23 protein-coding genes are annotated in these 24,724 nt (G+C 68.0%); 15 read left to right on the forward strand and 8 right to left on the reverse strand.

Translation table 11 applies throughout. From position 1 onward, the window contains the following. Window positions 1-96 precede the first annotated feature (96 nt). The gene (locus AC07UK_RS07805; RefSeq protein ID WP_494693869.1) at window positions 97-1,575 is read left to right on the forward strand and encodes a sensor domain-containing diguanylate cyclase; all 1,479 of its coding nucleotides are present in this window, start codon (window positions 97-99) and stop codon (window positions 1,573-1,575) included. A 34-nt stretch (window positions 1,576-1,609) separates the two neighbouring features. Here AC07UK_RS07805 and AC07UK_RS07810 read toward each other — a convergent pair whose 3' ends face one another. After that, on the reverse strand, window positions 1,610-2,152 hold the full coding sequence (locus AC07UK_RS07810; protein ID WP_436223210.1) for a MarR family winged helix-turn-helix transcriptional regulator: 543 nt from the start codon (window positions 2,150-2,152) through the stop codon (window positions 1,610-1,612). A gap of 95 nt (window positions 2,153-2,247) precedes the next feature. Between AC07UK_RS07810 and AC07UK_RS07815 the strand changes: the two genes are divergently transcribed. From AC07UK_RS07815 to AC07UK_RS07825, 3 genes are all read left to right on the forward strand, one after another. After that, a complete protein-coding gene (locus AC07UK_RS07815; RefSeq protein WP_436223209.1) occupies window positions 2,248-3,225 on the forward strand; it encodes a Bug family tripartite tricarboxylate transporter substrate binding protein in 978 nt (325 codons plus the stop codon). Window positions 3,226-3,242: 17 nt separating this feature from the next. Then, complete coding sequence (locus AC07UK_RS07820; RefSeq protein ID WP_494685582.1) at window positions 3,243-4,811, forward strand: sulfatase-like hydrolase/transferase; 1,569 nt, start codon at window positions 3,243-3,245, stop codon at window positions 4,809-4,811. A 107-nt stretch (window positions 4,812-4,918) separates the two neighbouring features. Then, window positions 4,919-5,446 carry a host attachment protein gene (locus tag AC07UK_RS07825; protein WP_494685583.1) on the forward strand — a complete coding sequence of 176 codons (528 nt, stop codon included), beginning with the start codon at window positions 4,919-4,921 and terminating at the stop codon, window positions 5,444-5,446. 45 nt (window positions 5,447-5,491) lie between these two features. Here AC07UK_RS07825 and AC07UK_RS07830 read toward each other — a convergent pair whose 3' ends face one another. Together AC07UK_RS07830 and AC07UK_RS07835 are read right to left on the reverse strand one after the other, a co-directional pair. Then, the gene (locus AC07UK_RS07830) at window positions 5,492-5,752 is read right to left on the reverse strand and encodes a hypothetical protein (protein WP_013953183.1); all 261 of its coding nucleotides are present in this window, start codon (window positions 5,750-5,752) and stop codon (window positions 5,492-5,494) included. 272 nt (window positions 5,753-6,024) lie between these two features. Further along, entirely contained in the window at window positions 6,025-6,735 is a 711-nt protein-coding gene (locus AC07UK_RS07835) for a GntR family transcriptional regulator (RefSeq protein ID WP_436223206.1), read from the reverse strand. A 175-nt stretch (window positions 6,736-6,910) separates the two neighbouring features. Between AC07UK_RS07835 and AC07UK_RS07840 the strand changes: the two genes are divergently transcribed. The 7 genes from AC07UK_RS07840 to gabD all read left to right on the forward strand — a co-directional run bounded on the left by AC07UK_RS07840 (window position 6,911) and on the right by gabD (window position 14,576). Continuing rightward, window positions 6,911-8,584, forward strand: a complete 1,674-nt coding sequence (locus tag AC07UK_RS07840) for a GMC family oxidoreductase (protein WP_494685584.1) — start codon at window positions 6,911-6,913, stop codon at window positions 8,582-8,584. A 49-nt stretch (window positions 8,585-8,633) separates the two neighbouring features. After that, complete coding sequence (locus AC07UK_RS07845) at window positions 8,634-9,545, forward strand: TauD/TfdA dioxygenase family protein (RefSeq protein WP_436223204.1); 912 nt, start codon at window positions 8,634-8,636, stop codon at window positions 9,543-9,545. 35 nt (window positions 9,546-9,580) lie between these two features. Continuing rightward, window positions 9,581-11,002, forward strand: a complete 1,422-nt coding sequence (locus AC07UK_RS07850) for an aldehyde dehydrogenase family protein (protein ID WP_494685585.1) — start codon at window positions 9,581-9,583, stop codon at window positions 11,000-11,002. Between the two features lie 195 nt (window positions 11,003-11,197). Further along, window positions 11,198-12,418 carry an AI-2E family transporter gene (locus tag AC07UK_RS07855; protein ID WP_436223202.1) on the forward strand — a complete coding sequence of 407 codons (1,221 nt, stop codon included), beginning with the start codon at window positions 11,198-11,200 and terminating at the stop codon, window positions 12,416-12,418. A 109-nt stretch (window positions 12,419-12,527) separates the two neighbouring features. After that, entirely contained in the window at window positions 12,528-12,743 is a 216-nt protein-coding gene (locus AC07UK_RS07860) for a hypothetical protein (protein WP_041228903.1), read from the forward strand. Between the two features lie 93 nt (window positions 12,744-12,836). Beyond that, a complete protein-coding gene (locus AC07UK_RS07865) occupies window positions 12,837-13,055 on the forward strand; it encodes a DUF3079 domain-containing protein (RefSeq protein WP_013953188.1) in 219 nt (72 codons plus the stop codon). A 72-nt stretch (window positions 13,056-13,127) separates the two neighbouring features. Continuing rightward, window positions 13,128-14,576 (forward strand): NADP-dependent succinate-semialdehyde dehydrogenase, encoded by a 1,449-nt coding sequence (gene gabD, locus AC07UK_RS07870; RefSeq protein ID WP_436223201.1) that lies wholly within the window; start codon window positions 13,128-13,130, stop codon window positions 14,574-14,576. Between the two features lie 22 nt (window positions 14,577-14,598). On the opposite strand, the gene AC07UK_RS07875 is transcribed toward gabD, so the two are convergent. The 3 genes from AC07UK_RS07875 to AC07UK_RS07885 form a co-directional block, all read right to left on the reverse strand. Further along, complete coding sequence (locus AC07UK_RS07875) at window positions 14,599-15,342, reverse strand: hypothetical protein (protein WP_436223200.1); 744 nt, start codon at window positions 15,340-15,342, stop codon at window positions 14,599-14,601. 112 nt (window positions 15,343-15,454) lie between these two features. Next, on the reverse strand, window positions 15,455-15,808 hold the full coding sequence (gene flhD, locus AC07UK_RS07880; RefSeq protein ID WP_436223199.1) for a flagellar transcriptional regulator FlhD: 354 nt from the start codon (window positions 15,806-15,808) through the stop codon (window positions 15,455-15,457). A 22-nt stretch (window positions 15,809-15,830) separates the two neighbouring features. Further along, the gene (locus AC07UK_RS07885; RefSeq protein WP_494685586.1) at window positions 15,831-16,667 is read right to left on the reverse strand and encodes a helix-turn-helix domain-containing protein; all 837 of its coding nucleotides are present in this window, start codon (window positions 16,665-16,667) and stop codon (window positions 15,831-15,833) included. Between the two features lie 249 nt (window positions 16,668-16,916). On the opposite strand from AC07UK_RS07885, the gene AC07UK_RS07890 reads away from it, so the two are divergent. Both AC07UK_RS07890 and AC07UK_RS07895 read left to right on the forward strand, forming a co-directional pair. Continuing rightward, entirely contained in the window at window positions 16,917-18,914 is a 1,998-nt protein-coding gene (locus tag AC07UK_RS07890; RefSeq protein WP_436223196.1) for a PAS domain-containing hybrid sensor histidine kinase/response regulator, read from the forward strand. Window positions 18,915-19,023: 109 nt separating this feature from the next. Next, window positions 19,024-20,004 (forward strand): Bug family tripartite tricarboxylate transporter substrate binding protein, encoded by a 981-nt coding sequence (locus AC07UK_RS07895; RefSeq protein ID WP_494685587.1) that lies wholly within the window; start codon window positions 19,024-19,026, stop codon window positions 20,002-20,004. 10 nt (window positions 20,005-20,014) lie between these two features. On the opposite strand, the gene AC07UK_RS07900 is transcribed toward AC07UK_RS07895, so the two are convergent. Then, on the reverse strand, window positions 20,015-20,845 hold the full coding sequence (locus AC07UK_RS07900; RefSeq protein WP_436223194.1) for an IclR family transcriptional regulator: 831 nt from the start codon (window positions 20,843-20,845) through the stop codon (window positions 20,015-20,017). Beyond that, entirely contained in the window at window positions 20,842-21,669 is an 828-nt protein-coding gene (locus AC07UK_RS07905) for an IclR family transcriptional regulator (protein WP_436223193.1), read from the reverse strand. The genes AC07UK_RS07900 and AC07UK_RS07905 overlap by 4 nt, the downstream gene beginning before the upstream one ends. Before the next feature lie 318 nt (window positions 21,670-21,987). Between AC07UK_RS07905 and AC07UK_RS07910 the strand changes: the two genes are divergently transcribed. Continuing rightward, the gene (locus AC07UK_RS07910; RefSeq protein WP_013953196.1) at window positions 21,988-22,947 is read left to right on the forward strand and encodes an MBL fold metallo-hydrolase; all 960 of its coding nucleotides are present in this window, start codon (window positions 21,988-21,990) and stop codon (window positions 22,945-22,947) included. Between the two features lie 49 nt (window positions 22,948-22,996). Then, a complete protein-coding gene (locus AC07UK_RS07915) occupies window positions 22,997-24,721 on the forward strand; it encodes an FAD-dependent oxidoreductase (protein ID WP_494685588.1) in 1,725 nt (574 codons plus the stop codon). The last annotated feature ends 3 nt before the right edge of the window (window positions 24,722-24,724 follow it).

The following is a 24,724-nucleotide window of genomic DNA, read 5'->3' on the forward strand; positions in this document are numbered from 1 at the left end:
ACAATGGCCGCATAAAAAGCAGAACAGCTCTCCTTCGTGCGTCAAATACCTCACTTTCCGGCCCAAAAAACCATTTCCCGCCCGGCCTCCCTGATCGTGGCCGCCAGCCTTGTCCTGGTCTGCATGATCGCAGCCCTTGGCGCGCTCGCGCTGGTGCAGATGCGCAGAGATGCACTGGACAATGCCGGCGAGGCCGCGGCCAACCTGGCGCTGACACTGGAACGCAGCATCACGCGCAACCTGCAGATCCATGAACTGGCGATCGGAGGCGTGGTGGAAGCCATGCACGATCCCGCACTGCTGGCGCAGCCGCCGGCGCTGCGCCAGCGGCTGCTCTTCGACCGCTCGATCAATGCCGAAGACATGGGCTCGCTGCTGGTCACCGACGCCAACGGCATGCTGGTGTTCGACTCGCACCAGTGGCCACCGCGCCCGGTCAGCGTCTCTGACCGCGACTACTTCCTGGCGCACCGTAGCGGCGATCACAGCGGCCTGTTCCTGAGCCGGCCGTTCCAGCCGCGCCTGACGCCGGAGAACAAGTCCATCGGCATCAGCCGGCGGCTCTCCGGGCCGGACGGCAGCTTTGCCGGCATCGTGGTCGGCACCTTGCGCCTGAGCTACTTCCGCAAGCTGTTCGATGGCGTAAGCCTTGGCGCGGGCGGCACCCTGACGCTGCTGCGCACGGACGGCACCATCATCATGCGGCGGCCCTATGAAGCCGAATCGATCGGGCGCGACATCTCCGGCAACCCGTCATTTGCACCACTGCTGCAAGGCACGCAAGGCACGTTTATCAGCGTCGCGGCAGTCGACGGAATCCAGCGGCTCTACAGCTTCAGGCGCATTCCTGGCTTTCCGCTGCTGGTCGTGGTGGGACGCGCCACCCACGACGTGCTGGCACCGTGGCACAAGCGCGCCTGGGTGTTCGGCGCGCTGATCATCGCGCTGAACGCGGTCATCATCGCGCTCTCGGTATTGCTGTCGCGCCAATGGCGGCGCCGCGCCGAGATGGAAGAGCACCTGCGCTGGATGGTCAACACCGATGGCCTGACCGGCCTGGGCAGCCGCCGCGCGCTGGACGATGCCGCCGACGTGGAATGGCGGCGCGCGCGGCGGCACGGCGAGCCATTGTCGCTGCTGATGCTCGACGTCGACCATTTCAAGGAGTTCAATGACCGCTACGGACACCAGGCCGGTGACGATGCGCTGGCCGCGGTGGGCGCTTGCATCGAGCGCCATGTGCGGCGGCCGGGCGACTATGCGGGGCGCTATGGCGGCGAAGAGTTTGCCATCCTGTTGCCCCACACCAACGCAGCCGGCGCGGCCGCCATGGCCGAGACCATCCGCGCCGCCGTCCAGGCCTTGCGGATTCCGAATGCGGCCGGCGCCGACGGGCACTTGACGGTCAGCATCGGTGCGGTGACCGATGCCAACAACGCTGGCAACGAAAAGGATTTCGCGGAGCTGCGCGCCTTTCTCCGTGCCGGCGACGAAGCGCTCTACCTGGCCAAGCGCTCCGGGCGCAATTGCGTCGCAACCTTCGGCGCGACGACGGCGGTGGCAATAGCGCCCTGAACGCGTGCCGCTGCGTGCTCGCTACACAAAGTGCCTATGCCCGCCAGACCTGCAGCAGATCCCACGCCGGCTCTTCCCCTTCCGGCTGTGGCAACGCTTGTGCCTCCGCCAGCATCGCGCCGGCCTGCGCCTGCAGCTTGTCCAGGCAGCGCGACAGCACGCGCGCCTCTTCCGCCGTCAGGCAGCCAGCCAGCCGCGTATTGAAGTCCCGCGCCTGCACGAACGCTGCACGGTAGACGGCTTCGCCTTGCTCGGTCAGCGTGAAGGCTGCTGCGCGCCGGTCCTGGGTACGCGTTTCGCGGCGGACCAGGCCGCGTTCCACCAGGGCGTGGACGGCGCGGCTGGCTAGCACCTTGTCCAGGCCGGCGCTTTCGGCCAGTTCGGTCAGCCGGGTGCCGGGCTGCTCGCCAAGGAAGGAAATCATGCGCCATTCGCGCCGCGTGACGCCCGCCCTGGCGCGCAGGTGCAGCGCCGCGGCGCCCAGCGCGACGCGGTTCAGGTGGTAGACCCGGTAATTGATGAAATCCGCCAGCCGCTGCGGCCGCTGCAGGCGGTTGCCGCTGTTGTCGTGTGCCATGCCACACCTGCCAATTAGTTGACTTTGTCAATTATATCGACGGGTGTTAGCTTGCATCGACGCCGCTTGCCGGTGGACAACAAACTGGAGACATCGTGAGCCCTCGCACCTTCCTTCCCCGATTCGCCGCTTGCCTGCTGGCCGTTGCCACGGCATGGTCCGCGCCCGCCAGCGCGCAATCGGACCGTCCGCTGCGCATCCTGGTGGGCTATCCGGCCGGCGGCACTGCCGACCTCGCCGCACGCCTGGTCGGCGACAAGCTGCGCGAGACCCTGAACCAGACCGTGGTCATCGAGAACAAGCCCGGCGCCGGCGGGCGGCTGGTGATGGACTACGCGCGCACGCAGCCGGCCGACGGCAATACGCTGGTGGTGGCCAACTCGGCGGTCATGACGATTGCGCCGCTGGTCTACCGCAAGCTCAACTACGATATCCAGCGCGATTTCACGCCCGTGGCGCAGGCCGCCAACTTCCAGCTGGCGCTCGCCACCGGGCCGGCCAGCCCGGCACGCACGCTGAAGGACTATGTGGCATGGCTCAAGGCCGGTCCGCAGAACAACTCCTACGCCTCGCCGGCGCTGGGCAGCATCCCGCATTTCTTCGGGCTGATGATCGGCAAGCAGGTTGGCATCGACATGCTGCACGTCCCCTTCAACGGCTCGGCGCCGCTGATGAGCGCGCTGGTCGGCGGGCAGGTGCCGGCTTCGGTCGACACCCTTGCTGACCTGACCGAAATGCACCGCGCCGGCAAGATCCGCGTGCTGGCAACTTCCGGCACCCGCCGCTCGGTGGCGCTGCCCGATGTGCCGACCTTCACCGAACTTGGCTACAAGGGCATCGAAGGTGAAGGCCGCTATGGCCTGTTGGCACCCGCGGGCACGCCGCGCCCGGTGCTCGACAAGCTCAACGCCGCCATCGTCAAGGCCGTGCAGTCACCGGACGTGCGCGATAAGTTCCTCAAGCTGGGGCTGGAACCCGCAACCGGCCCGGCCGATGCCTTTGCCGGCGTGCTCAAGGCTGACGCCGGCAAGTGGGCACCGGTGGTCAAGGCGTCCGGCTATACCGGCGACTGAAGCGCGGCAAACCGACCATGACCATCCGCAATACCCTCTTCATCATGTGCGACCAGCTGCGGCGCGACCACCTGGGTTGCTACGGGCATCCGGCGCTGCGCACGCGCAATATCGATGCGCTGGCCGCGCGCGGCGTTCGCTTCGACCGCGCCTTCGTTACTTCCGGGGTCTGCGGCCCCAGCCGCATGAGCTTCTATACCGGCCGCCATGTCAGCAGCCACGGCGCCACCTGGAACCGCGTGCCGCTGTCGGTCGGCGAAGTCACGCTGGGCGAATACCTGAAGCACAGCGGCCGCGCGCTGGCGCTGGCGGGCAAGACCCATATGATGCCCGACAACGCCAACCTGAAGCGGCTGCACCTGGATGGCGGCACCGAGCTGGAAACGCTGCTGCGCAGCGGCCACTTCACCGAAGTTGACCGCCATGACGGCCACCACGCCGAACCGCGCAGCGCCTATGCCGACTGGCTGCGCCAGCAAGGCTACGACAGCGCGGATCCGTGGACCGACTACGTGATCAGCGCCGAGAACGAACGCGGCGAGATCGTCTCCGGCTGGCACATGCGCAACGCCGGCCTGCCCGCGCGCGTGGCCGAGCCGCATTCCGAGACCGCGTACACGGTGGACCAGGCGATGCAGTACATCGCCACGCGCGGCGATGATCCATGGGTGCTGCACCTGTCGCTGGTGAAGCCACACTGGCCCTACCTGGCGCCCGCGCCCTACCACGCCGCGTATTCGCTCGACGACTGCCTGCCGCTGCAGCGCCACGAGGCCGAGCTGGAAGACCCGCACCCGGTGCTGTCGGCCTACCGCACGCAGGAAGAATGCGCCAACTTCATGCGCCAGGAAGTGTCGGACACGGTGCGCCCCGCCTACCAGGGCCTGATCCAGCAGATCGACGACCGGCTCGGCCAGCTATGGGAGCAACTCGAACGCCTGGGCCGCTGGCAGGACACGCTGATCGTCTTCACCGCCGACCATGGCGATTTCCTGGGCGACCACTGGCTGGGCGAGAAGGAGCAGTTCTATGACACCGTGCAGAACATCCCGCTGGTCGTCTACGATCCCTCGCCGCAGGCGGATGCCACGCGCGGCACCGCGCAGGCCAGCATGGTCAGCGCGGTCGACGTGGTGCCGACGGTACTGGACGCACTGGGCCTGCCGCCGGCCGACCACCGCATCGAGGGCCGCTCGTTGCTGGACCTGACGCGCGCGGGCGAGCGTGCCGATGCCGGCAGCTGGCGCGATTTCGTCGTATCCGAACTGGACTACGCCTATCGCGGCGCTCGCGTGGCGCTGGGCCGCCATCCTGGCGAGTGCCGCGCCTGGATGGTGCGCGACGCGCGCTGGAAATATGTGCACTGGCAAGGGTTCCGGCCACAGCTGTTCGACCTGCAGAACGATCCGCAGGAATATTTCGACCTGGGCAGCGACCCCGGCCACGAAGCCGTGCGCAGCGCCATGCGCTTGCGGCTGCTGGAGTGGTTCTGCACGCTCAAGCCGCGCGTGACGGTGACCAACGAAGAGGTGGCGGCCAAGACCAATGTGTACAAGCAGGCCGGAGTGTTCTTTGGCGTGTGGTGACTACGCGCCGCGCCACCTGCGGTCCGACGACGTGCCCCTGCCCGAATGGCGTATCCTTTGAAGCGAGGGATGGGGGGCCGATGTTCGGACCGGCAACCGGAGCGATCATGAAAAACACCTGGATCCTTGTGGCGGACGAATCCCTCGCCCGCATCTTTGCCTCGCACGCCTCAACCGCGCCAATGGCGCTGGTTGAGGAAATCACTGACGCGGCAGCTCATGGCGACCGCGCGGACCTGCGCCGCGACGCCTACGGCCGGCGCGGCCACGCCGCGGTACAGGGCGACGCCGGGCACCCCGGTGCTCACCAGGCCGGGCCGTCCACCGTCACATCCTCGGCCGGCGAGGATGAACTGCACCAGGAAGCGCAGCTGTTTGCCCGCCGCGTGGCGGACTATCTTGCCGATGCGCGCAACAAGCAGCGCTTTGACTCCCTGGCGCTGATCGCGGCGCCGCGTTTCCTGGGCCTGCTGCGCAAAGCCCTTCCCGCCGGCGTCACGGACGTCGTCACGAAGGAAATTGGCAAGGACTTCACCCACGTGCCCAACAGCGACCTGCAACAACGGCTGGCCGACGAAAACATCATTCCCGCGCGCCGCGACGCGCGCGTCATTACCGGCCGGGACCGGTCGTGAAGCCGCGCAGCCGCCGGTGCCAGGCCACTGGCGGCTGCGTCGGCGTCAGCGGGCCGTTCCCGAACCGCTGGCTGCACCGCTGCTGCCGCTCGATGTGCCGCTCGGGCTGGTCGTGCTGGTCGCGCCGGACGTGCCGGTAGAAGTGCTGGAGCCAGGCGTGCCGTAGCCGCTGCGGCTGCGGTTCTGTTCCGTGACCGAGCCCGAGCCGGACAGCGAGCCGGAGCCGGTGGTGCTGCCGGTGGCGGTGCAACCTGCCAGGATGCCAAGTGCGAGCAGGGCAGTGCCGATGCCTAGGGTTGTTTTCATGTCTTCCTCCATCTAGCAGGTTGGCGGCAAGCCTTGCTGCACGGCGCAGGCTGCCGGCGAGCGCGCCGGAACGCAGCTCTGCTGCGGAAGACGCAACTGACGTACCAGTGGGGCTATGCGGCCATCGGCGCGGGCTGTGTTAGCAACCCGGCGCCCGGCATTGCAGGAAAGTTACATGACTGCGGCCCGGCCGCAGTAAGAAGTGCGCGCTGCGGGTAAAAGTTACCGCGCCGGCGCAGTTCAGTATCGCCTGAAGATGCCAGGCATCTGCCCTATCGCGTCAGTGTCCACTTGTAGGCATAGCGGTCCGGACGGAACAGCAGTTCGCCGCAGAACAACGGTGTGTCGTCGATGTCACGCGGCGTGCTGCGCAGGCGCAGCAGCGGTTCGCCCTCGGCAACACCGAGCCGGCGCGCCACGTCCGCGGGCGCGGCAACGGCGGTGGCTTCCATCGCCACTTCCTTGAACCGGTATCCCAGCCGGCTTTCAAACAGCGACATGGCGTCGTTGGTTTCCAGGTCCTCCTGCACCAGCCGGCGCATCAGCGGCTCCGGACCCATCAGGGTGAAATGCGCGACGGCCGCGTCGTCCCAGTACCGCACGGTGGCCACGCTCAGCACCTTCTCGCCCGGCTGCAGACGCAGCGCCGCGGCCACATGGGCCGGCGCGCGCACCAGCCGTACCGACACCAGCTTGCCGTAGGCAAGCTGGCCACGGGCGCGTCCGGTTTCATAGAAGCCGGTCAGCGCGCCAAGGCTGGGCGTGTCTGAGGGACGGGTCACGAAACTGCCCTTGCCGTTGACCTTTTCGATCAGGCCGGCATTGTGCAGCCCGGACAGGGCCTGGCGCACGGTGATCCGGCTGACCGCGAATTCCGTCACCAGTTCCGCCTCGGAAGGCAGCTTGGCGCCGGGCGCCCATGTGTTGCTGGCAATCCGCTGGCGAATCTCGTTTTCAATCTCTTTGAACCTGGGCAGCGCCACGTGTGTTCCGCCCGGGGCGGCTCCGAATGCTGGGTGGAACGGATTATACCTATCATGATAGGTCGTGGCGCGACCCTATTGACCTGTCATAACAGGTAATGGCAGTATCGCCCATCAGCAGCTTCTTGCTCCGTCAGGAAAGCACCGCCATAAGGCCGCCCAGGAGACACAGAAATTGAATACCAACGCATTGCAAGGCGCCGCCAGCCCGGCGGCCGAGTTCGACTACATCGTGATCGGCGCCGGGTCTGCCGGGTGCGCCGTTGCTGGGCGCCTGGCCGAGGACATGGACGCAACGGTGGCGCTGCTCGAGGCCGGGCCGCATGACCATCACTTTTCAGTCTGGGCGCCGGTGGGCATTGCCGCAATTGTTCCGAAGGCCGGCCCGCGCAACTACGCCTACTACACCGTACCGCAACCGGGCCTGAACGGCCGCCGCTCCTACCAGCCGCGCGGGCGGGGCCTGGGCGGCAGTTCCTCGATCAATGGCATGGTCTATATCCGCGGCCATCGCCGCGACTACGACGACTGGGCTACGCTGGGTTGCCGGGGCTGGGGCTTCGACGACGTCCTGCCCTACTTCCGCCGCAGCGAGCGCAATCCCCGCCTGGCCGGCCAGGAACATGCGCTGCACGGCAACGACGGGCCGCTGCACGTGAGCGACCTGCGCTCGCCCAATCCGTTTGCGCAGCGCTTTGTCCAGGCCGCGATACAGGCCGGCCTGCCTCACAACGACGACTTCAATGGCCACAGCCAGGAAGGCGTCGGCCTGTACCAGGTGACGCAGCGCAACGGCGAACGCTGGAACGCGGCGCGGGCCTACCTGCACAGCGGCAATGCCGCGGACACGGCGCTGAATGGCGGCCGTCGCGGCCTGGCGGTCCTGACCGATACGCAGGCGCTGCGGTTCTTGTTCGAAGGCAAGCGCGCTGTTGGCGTGGAAGTGGTGCGCGGTGGGGCGGTGCAGATCCTGCGCGCACGGCGCGAGATCGTGGTCAGCAGCGGCGCCTTCAACTCGCCGCAGTTGCTGCTGGCGTCCGGCATCGGTCCGGCCGCGCAACTGCGCAGCTTCGGCATCGATGTGGTCCATGATCTCCCGGGTGTGGGCGAGAACCTGCAGGACCATCTCGACATCATCGTCAACAAGCAGCTGCAAACGACAGAGCTGTTCGGCAAGACCGGCCGCGGCATGCTGCGGCTGGCGCGCGAGGTGATGCGCTACCGCCGCAGCCGCACCGGCATGGTGTCGTCGAATATCGCCGAGGCCGGTGCCTTCCTGCGCAGCCGCCCCGAGCTGGACATCCCGGATGTGCAGCTGCACTTTGCCGTGGCGCTGCTCGGCAATCGCAACCTGGGCAATCTTGGCCACGGCTACTCCTGCCACGCCTGCGTGCTGCGCCCGAAGAGCCGCGGCCATGTGCGCCTGCGCGGCGCCGACATGCGCGAGACGCCGGGGATCGATCCGCGCTTCCTGTCGGCCGAGGATGACATGGCCGGCATGGTCGAAGGCGTGCGGGCAATCCGCCGCATCTTTGCGCAGCCCGCGCTGGCGCAGCATGGCGGGCGCGAAATCCTGACCGACGCTTTCGGCCCCGACAGCAGCAATGAAGCCGCCATCCGCGACTTCGTGCGCGCGCATGCGGACACGGTCTACCACCCGGTCGGCACCTGCAAGATGGGCGTCGACAGCATGGCGGTGGTCGACCCGGAACTGCGCGTGCACGGCGTGGAAGGCCTGCGCGTCGCTGACGCATCGATCATGCCGACGCTGATCGGCGGCAACACCAACGCCCCCGCCATCATGATCGGCGAAAAGGCTGCGGACCTGATCAAGGCCTCGCTCCGCTGAGCCGGCCGCTCGCCCTGCATTGGCAACCACAACACCGAGGAGACACCCCATGCAAGCCACTGCCGCAGTCACCATCAGCCCGGAAGCCTACCGGGCGCAGGACAATGAAGCCTTTCCCTTTACCGTGCGCCGCTGCACGCCGACGATCGGCGCCGAAGTCGAAGGCATCGATTTCCGCGAGACGCTGGACCACGAAACCTACCTCTCGCTGCGCCGCGCGTTGCTGAAGTACAAGGTGCTGTTCTTCCGCAAGCAGGCGATCACGCCGGCCCAGCACGTGGCCGTGGCGCGCCGCTTCGGCGGGCTGGAAGTGCATCCGATGTTTACCAACCACCCGGAACATCCCGAACTGGTTGTATTCGGGCGCGATGGCACGACGCGCGGACGCGAGAACGTTTACCACTCGGACGTTAGTTGGCGTGAGATTCCGTCGATGGGTTCGATGCTGCGCTGCCTGGAATGCCCGGAAGTCGGCGGCGACACCATCTGGATCAACATGGCCGCGGCCTACGAGAACCTGCCTGAGAACATGAAGGCCCGCATCGCCAACCTGAAGGCCGTGCACGACGCGATGCCGACCTTCGGCTCGGCGCTGAACGAGGAAAAATACGCGGAGATGCGCGCCAAGTTTCCGCCGATGGTGCACCCGGTGGTACGCACGCACCCGGAAACCGGCGAGAAGATCCTGTTCGTCAACGAAGCCTTCACCACGCATTTCGTCAACTTCGCCAAGGAACAGCCGTACCGCATCGGCTCCGACTACCGGCCCGCGGAGCTGGACCTGCTGCAGTACCTGTACCGCCAGGCCGCCGCGCCGGAGTATCAGGTGCGCCTGCGCTGGCAGCCGGACACCATCGCGCTCTGGGACAACCGCTCGACGCAACATTACGCGGTGCAGGACTACTTCCCGGCCGTGCGCCATATGAACCGCGCCACCATCATCGGCGACCGTCCGGTCTGACCGTCCCCATCCAAAGACAATCCGAGGCAACCGGCATGAACATCGTCGACAAGTTCTATATCAACGGCAAGTGGGTGCAGCCCGCGGCGGGCGCGACCCAGGCCGACATCATCGACCCGGCCACCGAAGCGGTCGCGGGCAAGCTCGCCATGGGCACCGCGGCGGACGTGGACCAGGCCGTGGCCGCAGCGCGCGCGGCCTTCCCGGCCTGGTCGGTGTCCACGCGTGAAACGCGCATCGCCCTGCTCGAACGCATCATCGCCGCCTACCAGGCGCGCACGGGCGACCTGGCGCAGGCGGTGCGCCAGGAGATCGGCGCACCGATCACGCTGGCCACCAACCTGCAGGCCGCGATCGGCGTGGCACAGCTGCAGGCAACGCTGCAGGCGCTGCGCGACTTCGAGTTTGAAACCACGCGCGGCAAGAGCTGCATCCTGCGTGAGGCCATCGGCGAGGCGGCGCTGATCACGCCGTGGAACTGGCCGCTGAACCAGATCGCGGCCAAGGTGGCGCCGGCGCTGGCGGCGGGCTGCACGGTGGTGCTCAAGCCATCCGAGATCGCGCCGCTGGACGCCCGGATCTTCGCCGAGATCATGGATGCCGCGCAGACGCCGCCGGGTGTCTTCAACATGATCTATGGCGAGGGCCGCGCGGTGGGCGCGGCGCTGTCGTCGCATCGCGACGTCGACATGGTCTCCATCACCGGCTCGACCCGCGCCGGCGTGGAAGTGGCCATCAGCGCCGCGCCCACGGTCAAGCGCGTGGCGCAAGAACTGGGCGGCAAGTCGCCGATGATCATCCTGGACGATGCCGACCTGCAGGCAGCGGTGACCAGCGGCGTGGCGCAGTGCATGGCCAACACCGGACAGACCTGCATCGCGCCGACGCGCATGCTGGTGCCGCGCTCGCGCTATGAGCAGGCCGTGCAGATCGCCGCCGCCGTGGCCAACGCGGTCAAGGTGGGTGCCCCCACCGACCCCGAAACCGAGATGGGCCCGATCTCCAACCGCGGCCAGTACGACAAGGTGCAGCGCCTGATCGGAGTGGGCATCGAGGAAGGCGCGCGCGTGGCCGCAGGCGGCCCCGGCCGCCCCGACGGGCTGGAACGCGGCTTCTATGCACGCCCGACCATCTTTGCCGACGTGCGCAATGAAATGACCATCGCCCGCGAAGAGATCTTCGGGCCGGTGATGTGCCTGCTGCCGTACGACACCGAAGACGAGGCCGTGGCCATCGCCAATGACACCGAGTTCGGCCTGGCCGCCTACATCGCCTCGTCCGACCCGGCGCGCGCGCGCAGGCTGGCCGCCCGCCTGCGCGCCGGCAGCGTGCGCATCAACGGCGCGACGATGGACCTCACCGCACCGTTCGGCGGCTACAAGACGTCCGGCAACGGGCGTGAATACGGCCCCGAAGGCATCGCCGAGTTCCTTGAAACCAAGACGGTGACTGGCTGAGCCTGCGCGCTCCTCGCCTGCAGTCACCGGACCGCCCGGTCGTGCAGCGACATGCTGTCGGCCGGGCGGTGTCGCTTGTAAGGCGCCTCGCTGCCGCGCTTGTCTGACATGCGCAGGCGGCGGCGTCCGACAGCCGCCGCTTGCCGGCCAGCTATCTTCATAGCAGCGCCAGGCCTTTTGCCGGGGCGCCCGGCCATGTCGACCATCCCCGATTCCGCGGCTCCTTCGCTGCCCCCTGCCCCACCCGTTCCGTTGCCCGCCGACGGTACCCCGCATGCTGGCGCCGACGCGCCTGGCACCGTGGCTGCAATGCCTGACACTGTCGTGCCAGGTGACGCCGCCACCGCCTCGCTGCAGCGCGCCAGCATCGCGCTGGTGGTGCTGGCCACGCTCTTTTCGCTGTACGCCGTGCATATCGCACGCGACTTTCTCATTCCGGTCGTGCTCGCGATCGTTCTGGCCTACCTGCTGGACCCGCTGGTGTGCGCGTTGCAGCGGCTGGGCCTGCCGCGCGCGCTGGCAGGCACCGTGGTGCTGCTGGCCGTGCTGGGCGTCCTGCTAAGCGGCGCCTACCTGCTGCAGGGGCAGGTGGAATCGATCGTCAACAGCCTGCCCGATACGGCCAGAAAGCTGTCGCGCTCGGTGGGCGCGCTGATGAGCGGCGACGATTCCATGTGGCAGAAGGTACGCCGCGCGGCAACCATCCTCAGCGGTACCGGCCAGCCCCCGCCCGCGCGCGGCACGCAGGTGGTGGTGGAGCAAACGCCCGCACAGATCCACAACATGCTGCTGGCCGGCTCGGTCAGCGTCTTCACCATGGCCGGACAGGCGGTGGTGGTAGTCTTCCTGCTGTACTTCCTGCTGCTGGCCGGCGATACCTTCAAGCGCAAGTTCATCAAGATGGCCGGGACCACCATTTCCGAGAAGAAGATCAGCGTGCATATGCTGGACGAGGTCAACCTCGCCATCCGCCGCTATATGGGCATGCTGCTGGTGACCAATGCGGCCCTGGGCGCCTGTACCTGGCTGCTATTGAAGTGGCTCGGCGTGCACAACGCCGGCAGTTGGGCGATTGCGGCTGCGGCGCTGCACCTGGTGCCCTACTTCGGCGCCATGGCGATCGCGGTCTGCCTGGGAGTGGTGACGCTCATGCAGTTCGGCACGCTCGGCATGGCGGCCGCGGCGGCGGTCGGATCGCTGCTGATCGCCACGCTGATCGGGTCGGTCGTCACCACCTGGATGACCGGCCGCATGGCGCGCATGAACGCGGTGGCCGTATTTGTTGCACTGCTCCTGTTCACCTGGCTCTGGGGCGCGTGGGGCATGTTGCTCGCCATCCCGCTGATCACTATCGCCAAGGTGGTTGCCGATCACATTGAAGGACTGGAAGTGGTGGCAGAGTTCCTTGGTGAATAGCCGTTACGCCGCCGCCCAACGGCACTATCGTTCCGCCGCTATACTGGAAAAGCGAATGCTGCACCACAGCATTCTTGCTACGCCGGGGATAGTGCGGAGGAAAACAATGATGTCTTTATGCGACCTGTGCGAGTCGCAGCTGGACCGGCCTGGCCACGTGCCACCGCATCCCAGGCTGGTGAAGTCGGCGACCTTGCGCACCGCCAGTGGCCAGAATGCGTTTGTGTACCGTTGCGAGCACTGTGGCCAGACCCTGCTGCTGGCCTCGCCCGATGGCGAGGCGCCCGACCGCTGGACCCGGCTGGATGCCGACGGATGGAACTGAGCGGGGATGGCCCCCGGCCTGACTTGCGCTCGCGCAAATCAACGGCTTGCGTATGTGGGCATAATTCCCCCAGCAGTTTCCCAACCGCAAGCCATGGCCAAGAAATTTCCCCTGCATCCCCGCCACCCCGAGCGCATCTGCTGGGGCTGCGACAAGTACTGCTCCGTAGACGACATGGGCTGCGGCAACGGCTCCAGCCGCACGCAGCACCCCATTGAACTGCTCGGCGACGACTGGCTTGAATGCGGCGACTGGGGTATCGAGGCACCGTCCGCGGCCTCACCTGCCGGCCCGCCCAAGACCTCCACCTAGTCAGCCGGACTACAATCGTTGTCTCAGGCTTCCACAAGACGCCCGGCATCGCCGGCATCCACCGAGACAACCATGCTGAACCTCCAGGACTCCTCTCTGCTGCGGCAGCAGTGCTATATCGACGGCCGCTGGATCGACGGCGAGCGCCGCATCGATGTCACCAACCCGGCCACCGGCGAGCGCGTGGGACAGGTCCCGCAACTGGGCGCCGATGAAACCCGCCAGGCCATCGAGGCTGCCAACCGCGCGCTGCCGGCCTGGCGCGCCCGCACCGCCAAGGAGCGCTCGGCGCTGCTGCGCAAATGGTTCGAACTGATCATGGCCAGCCAGGAAGACCTGGCGCGCATCATGACCGCCGAACAGGGCAAGCCGATCGCCGAAGCGCGTGGCGAAATCGCCTACGCGGCCTCGTTTATCGAATGGTTTGCCGAGGAAGGCAAGCGCGTCTATGGCGACACCATTCCAGCGCCGGTCAGCAACCAGCGCATTGTCGTGACCAAGGAGCCGGTGGGGGTATGCGCGGCCATCACGCCGTGGAACTTTCCCGCTGCCATGATCACGCGCAAGGCCGGCCCGGCCCTGGCGGTGGGTTGCACCATGGTGCTCAAGCCGGCATCGCAAACCCCGCTGACAGCGCTGGCGCTGGCGGCCCTGGCCGAGCGCGCGGGCATTCCGGCCGGGGTGTTGTCGGTGGTGACCGGCTCGGCCGGCGCCATCGGCGGCGAGATGAGCAGCAACCCGCTGGTGCGCAAGCTCACCTTCACCGGGTCGACCGAGGTTGGCCGCGTGCTGATGGCCCAGACCGCGTCGACGATCAAGAAGGTGTCGATGGAACTGGGCGGCAATGCGCCCTTTATCGTGTTCGACGATGCCGACCTGGATGCGGCGGTGGAAGGCGCAATTGTGTCCAAGTACCGCAATGCCGGCCAGACCTGCGTCTGCGCCAACCGCATCTACGTGCAGGCGGGCGTGTATGAGGCGTTTGCGCAGAAGCTGGTGGCGGCAGTGGCGGCCCTGAAGGTCGGCAACGGCATGGACGATGGCGTGCGCATCGGCCCGCTGATCGACGACAAGGCCGTGGCCAAGGTGGAAGAGCATATCGCCGACGCGCTCGGCAAGGGCGCGCGCCTGCTGCAGGGCGGCCAGCGCCATGCGCTGGGGCATTCTTTCTTCCAGCCGACCGTGCTGGCCGACGTCGGCCCCGGCATGCTGGTCGCGCGCGAGGAAACCTTCGGCCCGCTGGCGCCGCTGTTCCGCTTCGAAACCGAGGATGATGTCGTCGCCATGGCCAACGACACCGAGTTCGGCCTGGCCAGCTACTTCTATGCCCGCGACCTGGGCCGGGTCTGGCGCGTCTCTGAACGCCTGGAATACGGCATGGTGGGCGTCAATACCGGCCTGATCTCCAACGAGGTGGCACCGTTCGGCGGCGTCAAGCAGTCTGGCGTGGGCCGCGAGGGCTCGCACTACGGCATAGAGGATTACCTGGTCATCAAGTACACCTGCATGGCCGGTATCTGACCTGGCCGCGCCTTAGAACGTCTTAGCACGCCGTGTCCGCGCACACGGCGCGCCGGGGCTCGGGGCACCTCCGGCAGGTGTCGCGAAAGCACGCGATCCGGTCATGGACACGCTGCATCTGCTCCAGCTGGTAGCTGGCGCGCGCAGCGCTGTAACAGGTGCCGAACTCATACAGGGCGCCATCCGCCGCGCGAGACAGTCCTTCCAATGCCTGCGCCAGCTCCCGCCCTTCCACGCTGCGGTGGCGGCGCAGGCGCCAGGACAGAGCCTCCTGGCCCTGCGCAAGCAGGCTCTGTTCAAGGTAGCCAAGCTGCTCGGCAACGGCCTGCGCGCCATGCAGCGCCGACAGGTAGGCACACACCACCGCGAGCCGCTGGTTCATCTCGCCGCCCCGGCCCAGCAATTCGCGCGCACAGGTACGCAAGGTATCCGCGTCGAACGATTTGCCTTCGTCGGCGGCCTCCTGCGCATAGGCGGCCAGCGGCAGCACCGTGACTGCCAGCCCTGGCGGCAGCACGCTGGTGAAACGGCTGGCGATGGCGTGCTGCAACGTGCTGTCCAGTTCGCAGCAGGTGGGCACAGCGGCATCGACATAGAATTCCAGCGCCGGCAGCCGCCCGTGGCCCATCGACACCACGGCACGCGCAGGCGGGTGCCCGGCCATCGCAAGCACCTCGAGGCCGGCCTCGACACAGCGCTGCTCATCGGGCTCTGCCCCCAGTGCCTGCACAATATCCTGCATTTGCAGCGTGCCCGTGATTTCCATGCGCCTAGCCCCGGGCAGGTGGCCTCCCCGGCGGCCGGGGTCGGTCGCCATTCGCTTCCATTCGACTTGCGTCATCGCATTGCCCGTCATACAGCCTCCGATTTTGGTTCCACTACCCGCGCTGCGCGGCCATCACGATGGCCGCGTGCATGTTCTGCAGGGCATGCAATGGTTCGGCGCCGGTCAGCGCGGCCAGCAGCATGCTGTCTTCCAGCCGGAATCGGCACAGCACCAGGTTGGAGCGCGCCAGCGCCACCATCTGCTGCGGCGTGAGCGCGGCCAGCACACGGCCCACCTCGCGCCCGATGCCGAGCCGGAACAGGGCCTCGGCCTCGTTCTCGCGCATCAGCCGCTGCACCAGCAGCAGGTAGGCGAGGTTCAGGTCCTTGATTTCCCGCAGGCTCTCGCTGACCGGGTCGCTGGCCGGCCCTTCACACGCGGCGCCAGCCTGTGTGGCACGTTCCATTGCGTCCTCTCGCCTGCCGGGGTTAGTCATTCGACTGGCACAGCCTGGCCACCGGCCGTGCGGGATGCAAGCCGGCGGGTATCGCGCGGGCCGCGCCGGACACCTGCTCATCGCACGCAGGCCGGTGCGCGGAGATCATCGGGCGCTCGGCGATGGCCCGCAAGGCAGGCTTGTCGAGCAGCGAGATGGTGCGGTGCCTCACCCGGATCAGCCCGCAGTCCGCCAGCCGCGAGAATTGCCGGCTGACCGTTTCCAGCGTCAGGCCGATATAGCTGCCGATCTCCTCCCGGCTCATGCGCAGCACGAACTCCGAGGACGAGAAGCCGCGCGCCGCAAAGCCTTCGGCCATCCATAGCAGGAAAGTCACCAGCCGCTCTTCGGCGGTCATCAGCGCCAGCATGGTCTGCAGTGCGCGCGAGCGCTGCGCCTGCCCGCAGAGCGCGAGGAACAGCTGGTTGGCAAGCGCCGGCATGCCGGCGGCGGCGCCGCGCAGCGCGTCCACGCCGAGCGTGCACAGCTTGGTGTCTTCCAGTGCGGTGGCATAAGACGCATAGTACGGATGCGCCAGGCTGTCCAGCCCGACCAGGTCCCCGGGGAAATGGAAGCCAACTACGTGCGTGCGGCCGTCTTCCGTGGTCACGTGGGTCTTGACCGTGCCGACGCGGATTGCGTAGAGCGAGGTCACGGGGTCGCCCAGCAGGTACAGGCACTGGCCCTTGCGCAGTCGCACCGTGCGCTGGATGCCCTGGGCGCCGCCCGGCAGCCCCCGCGTGCCTCCCAGGCAGAAGCGGGCCAGATGGCACCCTGCGCTGCACGGCATGCCGTCGCACGGCAGGTGGCATTCGTCAAACTGTGTCATTGGCGCCCCTGGATGGAAGACCTGAAAGCCCTTGTGCCACCATTCTATGGAGCCAGCTTCTGCGGGCAATCCGCACATTCTGATTTGCCGTACGGAAGCTTCCGATCCTGACCAGCGCCCGGGGCGCCCCTGCCGCACCGGGACGCCGGCCATTCGCCCTGCCAGGCTGCGTGCAGGGGTATCCTTGTTGCAAGACCAGGACCGGATGCGCTGGCGCCCACGCTGGCAGGACGCCGTTCAGGACATGCCATGACAAGACACCCCGACGACCCGCAGCAACCTGCCGGAAGCGCACCTCGCCCCGACGCTGGCGAGCCATCGGGCGAGCGTTCGCACGAGATCCGGGCCGACCTGCTGCCGGATGTGCCTTACCAGACCCTGGTGGACTCCGTTCAGGACTACGCCATCTTCACGCTTGACGTCGGCGGCCATGTCTCCAGCTGGAACAAGGGGGCGGCGCGCATCAAGGGCTATGCCCGCGAGGAGATCCTGGGCAAGCACTTCTCGCAGTTCTACACACCGGATGCGATCGCCCGGAACTGGCCGCAAGCCGAGCTGAAGGCCGCGGCCGAACAGGGCCGGTTCGAGGACGAGGGGTGGCGCGTGCGCAAGGACGGCAGCCGCTTCTGGGCCAACGTCGTCATCACCGCCCTGAAGGACGCCGAGGGCCGGCTGATCGGCTTCGGCAAGGTCACGCGGGACATGACCGAGCGGCGCCGTGTCGCCGAGGCCCTGCGCCAGAGCGAAGAGACCCTGCGGCTGCTGGTGGAGGGGGTCAAGGATTACGCCATCTTCATGCTCGATCCCGACGGCCATATCGTCAGCTGGAATTCCGGTGCTTCTTATATCAAGGGCTACCGCCGCGACGAGATCATCGGCCGTCATTTCTCGGTGTTCTATCCGCAGGAGGATGTCGCCGCCGGCAAGCCGTCACGGCACCTGGCGCTGGCGCGGCGGGTCGGGCGCGTGGAGGACGAAGGCTGGCGCGTGCGCAAGGATGGCTCGCTGTTCTGGGCCAATGTCACCCTGACAGCGGTTTACGACGAGTCACGCACGCTGCGCGGCTTTGCCAAGGTGACGCGGGACATGAGCGAGCGCCGCCGCCGCGAAGAGCTGGAACGCTCCAGCCAGCGCATGAATGAGTTCCTTGCCACGCTTTCGCACGAACTGCGCAATCCGCTGGCGCCGGTGCACAGCGCGCTGGCGGCGATGCGGCTGGCGCCGCAGGACGCGGCGCTGGCAAACCGGAGCCTGGCCATGATCGAGCGCCAGGTGACCCACCTGAGCCGGTTGGTGGACGACCTGCTCGACATCGGGCGCATCACCTCCGGCCGGATCGAGCTGCGCATGGAGCCGGTCGAGTTCAACGAGATCATCGCGCTGGGCGTCGAGGCAGCGCGGCCGGCGCTGGATGCCAAGTTGCAGTGCGTCGACGTGCAGACCCATGCCGGCTCGATCCCGATGCACGCCGACAAGACGCGGCTGGTGCAGGTCATGCAGAACCTGGTGCTCAATGCATCGAAGTTCTCGCCGCCCGGTTCGTCGGTGACGATCGCCACCACGATCCAGAACCGCACACTGCAGGTCCAGGTGATGGACCAGGGCCGCGGTATCGGGCCACACGCCATCGACGACATCTTCAACCTGTTCATGCAGGAAAGCCGCCCGGGCGCCGACGTTCAGGGCGGGCTGGGCATCGGCCTGTCGCTGTGCCGGTCGCTGGTAGAGCTGCACGGCGGCACCATCGATGCCGCCAGTGCCGGGCCGGGACAAGGCAGCACCTTCACGCTGCGCCTGCCGCTGCCGGCCTCGCGCAAGGAAGACGCCCGCCCGGGCGCAGCACTGCCGGCCCAGGCTCCGGTTGCGCCCGAGCTGCAGGCGCAGCGCATCCTGCTGGTCGATGACAACCGCGACGCCGCCGACAGCCTGGCCATGCTGCTGGAACTGTGCGGCCACGACGTGACCATTGCCTACGACGGCGCCGAAGCCCTGCACGTGGCGCCGCGCTGCCGCCCGCATATCGCGCTGATCGACCTGGCCATGCCCGGCATGGACGGCTTCGAGGTGGTGCGCGCCATGCGCGGCCTGGCCGGCACCGAGCTGACCCGCTTCGTGGCGCTGACCGGCTTCGGCCAGCCGACGGACCGGCAGCAGACCGAGGCAGCCGGCTTCGACGCGCACCTGGTCAAGCCAGTGGAGCTGGAAACGCTGTTCGGCACCATCGCCCGGCTGCGCCAGCCAGAGTGACCCGCTCCGGCACCGAACCCGACCTTCGCCAATCCCAAACACGCGCCTGCCGGCACTGCGACACACTGACGGCCATTCCATCGCACCAGATCACAGAAAGGAGACAGCGATGCAAGGTTGGATCAGGCGTGCAGCCGCGGGGCTGGTATTTGCGTTCACGGCCACGGCCGCCGGTACCGCGCTGGCGGACTATCCCGACAAGCCGGTGCGGCTGGTGGTGCCCTTCCCGCCGGGCGGCGCCACCGACCTGCTGGCGCGCGAGATCGGCAACGCGCTGTCGGCGCGGCTGCACCAGCCGGTGGTGATCGACAACCGGCCCGGCGCCGGCGGCAACCTGGCGGCAATTGCGGTGGCGCGGGCCCCGGCCGACGGCTATACGCTGCTGTTCGGCACCTTTGGCTCGCTGGCGGTCAACAAGAGCCTCTATGACAAGCCTGGCTACGATCCGCTGAAGGATTTCGCACCGGTGGCTTCGGTCGCCTACCTGCCCAACGTGCTGGTGGTGCATCCCAGTGTGCCGGCGCGCACTGTGCAGGAGCTGCTGGCGCTGGCGCGCAAGGAGCCGGGCAAGCTGACCTACGGCTCGTTCGGCAACGGCTCGTCGTCGCACCTGGCGGGCGAGCTGTTCACCCACCTGGCGGGTGTCAATATCACGCACATTCCGTACAAGGGCAGTGCCGCGTCGATGACCGACTTGATCGGCGGGCGCATCACCATGATGTTCGACAGCGTCTCGACCGCGCTGCCGTATATCCGCGACAGCCGCGTGCGCGCGCTGGCGGTGACCACGCAGAAGCCCTCTGACCAGCTCCCCGGCGTGCCCACGCTGGCCGCCGCCGGCGTGCCCGGGTACGAGCTGACCGCGTGGTTTGGCGTGGCCGCGCCGGCCGGCACGCCCAAGGCGGTGATCGACCGCCTCAACGGCGAGATCGTGGCGGCGCTGAAGCAGCCGGACCTGGCCGCCAGGCTGGCCAGCCAGGGCACCGTGCCCTTCCCCGCCACGCCGGCGCAGTTCGGCAGTTATATGCGCGCGCAGTACGAGAAGTGGGACAGCCTGATCAAGTCGGCCAATATCAAGCTGGACAACTGATGGCCTGAGTTCAGGCCGTGTCCGGCGCGCCAAAGCGCCACGACAGCCGCCGCGCCGCCTGCCCCACCAGCGCGGCAGTGGCGCCTGCGGTGCTGCTGTCAAAGCTGCCGCTCGAGCCCATCACGGCGATCACCAGCGCCAGGCTGCCGGTGTGATCGAATACTGGCGCAGCCAGCGTGTCGATGCCCGGCACCGGGTGGCTCAGCGCATTGTCGAGCCGGGCCGCGCGCACCTGTGCCAGGCGCCCGGCGTAGGCCGGTGCCAGCTTGCCGCCGGGTTCAAGCACTTTCGCCGCGGCGACGCCGGCCATGCGCAACTCGTCCTTTTCCAGCAGGCCCGCCAGCACGTTGGCTGGCAGGTATGCGGCGGCGGTGCGGCCAATCGCGGTATGGACCAGCGACAGCACGGTGCCCACGCGCAGGCTCACGTGCTGCGGCCGCGCCGATTCCTCCAGCCGGACCACCGTGGGCCCCAGCGGCCCCAGCACTGCCATGGCCACGCTCAGGCCCGTGGCGCCGGCCAGCTCGACCACCTCCGGTTCCGCCTCGCGCGTCGGCGACAGCCGCTGCAGCGCGATCAGCCCCAGTTCCAGCCCCAGCGGTCCGCACAGGTAGTTGCCGGCGGCGTCGCGCGCCAGCAGGCCGGTCTTCTGCAGGCTGACCAGGTGCGGGAACGCCTTGGCCGGCGGCATGCCCGCGGCCAGCGCCAGGTCGCGCAGTGCCAGCGGCCGGCCGGCAGCCACCAGCGCCACCAGCAACTGGCCGGTGCTGTCCAGCGACTGGATGCCGCGCTGCGGCTTGCCGCCTTCCAGGTCTTGTTGGGCTTCTGTCGCGCGGGTCATGCCGGGCGCTCCTGTTCATCGCGCAGTGCGGCGCCGATGTCCGCCGCCGCGGCCTGCAGGGCCTGCGCTGCCGCGCCGTGCCAGTCCACGTCGATGGCGCCGGTCGATCCCACCAGCGTCAGCACCAGCCGCAGCACGCCAGCAGCGTCGAGCACCGGCACGCTGAGGCTGCTGACGGCCGGGCTGGGCGTGTCGATGCTGCGCTCGATGCCGCGCTCTCGGATCTCTCCCAGGCTGGCGCTGAAGGCGGCCAGGTCGGGCCCGGTCGCGCCCGGCTGCTGCGCGCGCCATAGTGGCTGCCACAGTGCCGGCGGCTGGAAGGCACAGAACACGCGCCCGGTGGCCGTGGCCGCCAGTGCCATCACCGTGCCCACATGCAGGTTGACATGCAGCGGCACGCTGGCCGGCACATAGCGCACGATGGTCGGGCCCTGCGGCCCGGCAATGCTGATTGCCACGCTGAAGCCAGACGCCTGCGCCAGCGCATCCACCCGGGGCTGCGCGGCGCGCCAGGCGGCGTCCTGCTCCAGGTGCAGCATGCCCAGCTGCAGCGACAGCGGACCGGGCTCGTAGCGGCCGGAGAGGTGGTCGCGCTTGATCAGGCCGAGCCGCGTCAGGCTGACCAGGTAGGCATGCGCCTGGGCCGGCGCCAGCTGCGCCGCCTCGGCCAGCGCGGCCAGCGGCATTGGCGCGCGCGCGGCGGCCAGCGCCGCCAGCAGGCGCCCGCCCACCTCCACGCTCTGGATGCCGCGCTGCGCCTTGTCGGCGCGCGCAGCGGGCTCGCCCGCCTGCGTTCCTGCTTCCCCAGCCTTGCGCCTGGCCATTGCCATCCTGTGTGATCGGAAAACCCGGATATTAATCGAACGCCTCCCCTTGCCGTGCACACACGGGTTTACCCGCCTGACTCTGACCTGCTTCCGATGGCGCTCGCGGCACGTCCAAATAATTTGTCATAGGCTAATCATTTCGCTATTGATTAATTTTCCAACGTTTCCTAAGATGGCACTACCCCGTCCGAACACGGCGAACCACGTCGTGAGACACCCATAGAAACGGGGGCGAGACAGCCCGCGCGGCCAGCGCAACGCAGCCATCCTGCCCGACCGGTGCCGTCTCGCCTCCCCACACAAAGGAAAGACGCCATGTCCAAGGCATTCGCATCGCAGGCCGACCTGGAAGCCAAGCAGGTCACCTTCACCCAGCTGTCAGAGAACGCCTGGGCCTACACCGCCGAAGGCGATCCCAATTCGGGCGTGGTCATTGGCGACGACGGCGTGCTGATCGTCGACACCACCGCCACGCCGGCCATGGCGCAGGACCTGATCGCCCGCATCCGCACCATCACCGACAAGCCCATCAAGTACGTGGTGCTGTCGCACTACCACGCGGTGCGCGTGCTGGGCGCGTCGGCCTACTTCGCCGAGGGCGCGCAGCAGGTCATCGCCAGCCGCGGCACCTACGAGATGATCGTCGAGCGCGGCGAGGCCGACATGAAGTCCGAGATCGAACGCTTCCCGCGCCTGTTCGCCGGCGTCGAAACCGTGCCCGGCCTGACCTGGCCGACGCTGGTGTTCGAGAAGGAAATCACCCTGTTCCTGGGCAAGCTGGAAGTGCGCATCGCCCACCTGGGCTCGGGCCATACCAAGGGCGATACCGTGGTCTGGCTGCCGCAGCAGAAGGTGCTGTTCTCCGGCGACCTGGTCGAATACGACGCCGCCTGCTACTGCGGCGACGCCCAGCTGGAAGACTGGCCGGCCACGCTGGACGCACTGCAGGCACTCAAGCCGGAAAAGCTGGTGCCCGGCCGCGGCCCCGCGCTGACCACGCCGGAGGAAGTGAAGAAGGGCATCGCCTACACCAAGGACTTCGTCACCACGCTGTTCCAGGCCGGCAAGGAAGCCGTGGCCGAGAAGCTCGACCTGAAGGCCGCGATGGCGCACACCCGGCGCGCGATGGACCCCAAGTTTGGCCAGGTCTTTATCTACGAGCACTGCCTGCCCTTTGACGTCTCGCGAGCCTATGACGAGGCCAGCGGTGTCCGCCACCCGCGCATCTGGACGGCCCAGCGCGACCAGGAAATGTGGGCCGCACTGCAGGACTGACCTCCAAAAAGAATAAGTCGGGCAACAAGCTATGGATGGAGACACAGGCATGAGCAGCATCGATTACCAGCGGCTGTCGTTCGAGTACCAGCCCTGCGCCGAGCAACAGACAGGGGCCGCTCCGGCCATCCACCCGGTCGTCGTGGTCGGCGCCGGGCCGATCGGCCTGGCCACCGCCATCGACCTGGCGCAGCGCGGCGTGCGCGTGGTGCTGGTGGATGACGACTGCACGCTGTCCACCGGGTCGCGCGCAATCTGTTTTTCCAAGCGCACGCTGGACATCTTCGACCGGCTGGGCTGCGGCGAGCGCATGGTCGACAAGGGCGTGCGCTGGCACGTCGGCAAGGTGTTCCTGCGCGACCAGCAGGTCTACAGCTTCGACCTGCTGCCCGAGAGCGGCCACCGCCGCCCGGCCTTCATCAACCTGCAGCAGTACTACGTCGAAGGCTACCTGCTGGAGCGCGCGCAGGCGCTGCCCAATATCGAGATCCGCTGGCGCAACAAGGTGGTCGGGCTGGAGCAGCGCGGCACGCCCGAGGCCGGCGTGGTGCTGACCATCGAGACGCCTGAAGGCTGCTACCCGCTGGCGGCGCGCTACGTGGTGGCCGCCGACGGTTCGCGCAGCCCGATGCGCAAGCTGCTGGGCCTGGACAGCAAGGGCCGCACCTTCCACGACCGCTTCCTGATTGCCGACGTGAAGATGGAAGCGGATTTCCCGAGCGAGCGCTGGTTCTGGTTCGACCCGCCCTTCCATCCCAACCAGTCGGTGCTGCTGCACCGCCAGCCGGACAACGTCTGGCGCATCGACTTCCAGCTCGGCTGGGACGCCGACCCGGTGCTGGAGAAAACACCTGAGCGCGTGATCCCGCGGGTGCAGGCGCTGCTGGGCAAGGACGTGAAGTTCGAGCTGGAATGGGTCAGCGTCTATACCTTCTCCTGCTTGCGCATGGACAGCTTCCGCCACGGCAATATCCTGTTCGCCGGCGATGCCGCGCATGGCGTGTCGCCGTTCGGCGCGCGTGGCGCCAACAGTGGCATCCAGGACGCCGAGAACCTGGCCTGGAAGCTGGCCTATGTGCTGCAGGGCCATGCCTGCGACAAGCTGCTGGACACCTACGCCAGCGAGCGCGAATACGCCGCCGACGAGAACCTGCGCAACTCCACCCGTTCCACCGACTTCATCACGCCCAAGAGCGCGGTCAGCCGCGTGTTCCGCGATGCCGTGCTGACGCTGTCCAGGCGCCATGCGTTTGCGCGCACCCTGGTCAACAGCGGGCGGCTGTCGGTGCCCGCGGTGCTGCAGAACTCGCCGCTGAACACCGGCGACGACGCCCAGGGCTATGCCTGCAAGCTGGTGCCCGGCGCGGTCTGCTGCGACGCGCCGGTATCCGGCGCGCAGGGCGCGGGCTGGCTGCTGTCGCACCTGGGCGGGGACTTCACGGTGCTGCTGTTCGGCAACCCTGACGCCATAGACGCGGGCACGCTCGCCGACCTCGCCGCGCTGAAAGACAGCGGCGTGCCGCTGCAGCTGGTCTACGTGACCGACGCCGCGCAGCCGGCGGTGACCTGCACCAATGCCACCGTGCTGCGCGACGACGAGGGCCTGGCCGCCGCGCGCTACGGTGCCACGCCCGGCACCTGCTACCTGATCCGCCCGGACCAGCATGTCTGCGCCCGCTGGCACCGCCCCGACCCGGCCGCGATCCGCGCCGCGCTGGCGCGCGCCACCGGCGCCGACCTGCGCGCCCCGCAGCCCGGCCGCATGGCCGCCTGAGAC

The sequence above is a fragment of the Cupriavidus sp. GW821-FHT07C08 genome, from assembly GCF_059419025.1.

What these genes read in the sequence shown, in the direction of transcription:
- AC07UK_RS07810 (WP_436223210.1), bottom strand. Translation starts at nt 2,152, where the DNA reads ATGGCACACGACAACAGCGGCAACCGCCTGCAGCGGCCGCAGCGGCTG.
- AC07UK_RS07820 (WP_494685582.1), top strand. Translation starts at nt 3,243, where the DNA reads ATGACCATCCGCAATACCCTCTTCATCATGTGCGACCAGCTGCGGCGC.
- AC07UK_RS07825 (WP_494685583.1), top strand. Translation starts at nt 4,919, where the DNA reads ATGAAAAACACCTGGATCCTTGTGGCGGACGAATCCCTCGCCCGCATC.
- AC07UK_RS07830 (WP_013953183.1), bottom strand. Translation starts at nt 5,752, where the DNA reads ATGAAAACAACCCTAGGCATCGGCACTGCCCTGCTCGCACTTGGCATC.
- AC07UK_RS07845 (WP_436223204.1), top strand. Translation starts at nt 8,634, where the DNA reads ATGCAAGCCACTGCCGCAGTCACCATCAGCCCGGAAGCCTACCGGGCG.
- AC07UK_RS07850 (WP_494685585.1), top strand. Translation starts at nt 9,581, where the DNA reads ATGAACATCGTCGACAAGTTCTATATCAACGGCAAGTGGGTGCAGCCC.
- AC07UK_RS07855 (WP_436223202.1), top strand. Translation starts at nt 11,198, where the DNA reads ATGTCGACCATCCCCGATTCCGCGGCTCCTTCGCTGCCCCCTGCCCCA.
- AC07UK_RS07860 (WP_041228903.1), top strand. Translation starts at nt 12,528, where the DNA reads ATGTCTTTATGCGACCTGTGCGAGTCGCAGCTGGACCGGCCTGGCCAC.
- AC07UK_RS07865 (WP_013953188.1), top strand. Translation starts at nt 12,837, where the DNA reads ATGGCCAAGAAATTTCCCCTGCATCCCCGCCACCCCGAGCGCATCTGC.
- gabD (WP_436223201.1), top strand. Translation starts at nt 13,128, where the DNA reads ATGCTGAACCTCCAGGACTCCTCTCTGCTGCGGCAGCAGTGCTATATC.
- AC07UK_RS07875 (WP_436223200.1), bottom strand. Translation starts at nt 15,342, where the DNA reads ATGGAAATCACGGGCACGCTGCAAATGCAGGATATTGTGCAGGCACTG.
- flhD (WP_436223199.1), bottom strand. Translation starts at nt 15,808, where the DNA reads ATGGAACGTGCCACACAGGCTGGCGCCGCGTGTGAAGGGCCGGCCAGC.
- AC07UK_RS07885 (WP_494685586.1), bottom strand. Translation starts at nt 16,667, where the DNA reads ATGACACAGTTTGACGAATGCCACCTGCCGTGCGACGGCATGCCGTGC.
- AC07UK_RS07890 (WP_436223196.1), top strand. Translation starts at nt 16,917, where the DNA reads ATGACAAGACACCCCGACGACCCGCAGCAACCTGCCGGAAGCGCACCT.
- AC07UK_RS07895 (WP_494685587.1), top strand. Translation starts at nt 19,024, where the DNA reads ATGCAAGGTTGGATCAGGCGTGCAGCCGCGGGGCTGGTATTTGCGTTC.
- AC07UK_RS07900 (WP_436223194.1), bottom strand. Translation starts at nt 20,845, where the DNA reads ATGACCCGCGCGACAGAAGCCCAACAAGACCTGGAAGGCGGCAAGCCG.
- AC07UK_RS07905 (WP_436223193.1), bottom strand. Translation starts at nt 21,669, where the DNA reads ATGGCCAGGCGCAAGGCTGGGGAAGCAGGAACGCAGGCGGGCGAGCCC.
- AC07UK_RS07910 (WP_013953196.1), top strand. Translation starts at nt 21,988, where the DNA reads ATGTCCAAGGCATTCGCATCGCAGGCCGACCTGGAAGCCAAGCAGGTC.
- AC07UK_RS07915 (WP_494685588.1), top strand. Translation starts at nt 22,997, where the DNA reads ATGAGCAGCATCGATTACCAGCGGCTGTCGTTCGAGTACCAGCCCTGC.